The organism is Parendozoicomonas sp. 209JJ7-1, from assembly GCF_058147085.1.
This window is the reverse complement of record NZ_JBYVJU010000116.1, coordinates 1-662: the sequence shown is the minus strand read 5'-3', so window position 1 is coordinate 662 and position 662 is coordinate 1. Positions and strand designations below refer to the sequence as shown.

General features: G+C 33.7%; 1 protein-coding gene. It reads left to right on the top strand.

Annotated features, from left to right (window positions below):
- Positions 1 to 77 precede the first annotated feature (77 nt).
- Complete coding sequence (locus ACY2RQ_RS19635) at positions 78 to 599, top strand: hypothetical protein (protein WP_490114706.1); 522 nt, start codon at positions 78 to 80, stop codon at positions 597 to 599.
- The last annotated feature ends 63 nt before the right edge of the window (positions 600 to 662 follow it).

Sequence of the window (662 nt, the reverse complement as noted above, 5' to 3'; positions counted from 1 at the left end):
CTTGTTAGGCCAAAACTTGAACTTATTGTCACGATATCAACTCAAATACCTTTTATTAACTTAAAGGGGATTTTTAGATGTCACTCTATAAAAAATTATTATCACTGGCAATTTTGTTATTAATAGCAGGCTTATCTTTTGCTGGTAGTGAAGACAAACTCGTTGGGACTTGGCATAGAAAAGATAGTTTTGGCATGGATTTATACTTAAATTATGAGCCAACTCAAGAGATTAATGCTGATTTAATTGTGAGTATCGTTAATTACAAAAGGTTTGTGGTTAATCACTTTAAATATGGTAGATATCAAATATCAGCCTTTGATGATAAAAATAAGGTGTGTCATAGGATCGAAGGGACATGGGTTTATAGCATTAATCCGAAAAATTTAATATTTCATTTTTTATCAACAGATCCTAGTGAATTTATTTCTGGTATTGTAAATGGAAGCATTGGTTTGACTAAAAATATTAAATTTAATCGTCATGCTGATGAATTGACTTTCGATGAGCTAAATATAGAAAACCTTGAGTTTGGAAAAATTATAATGAAAAAAATAGATGGCTATAATCCTTGTGGTATCGCAACTACGAGAGAGTGAACCTTGGGGGCCTAACGCCCGCATCAGGTGCGCCGAAGGCGTCACTTGGATGCGCTTGTTAGG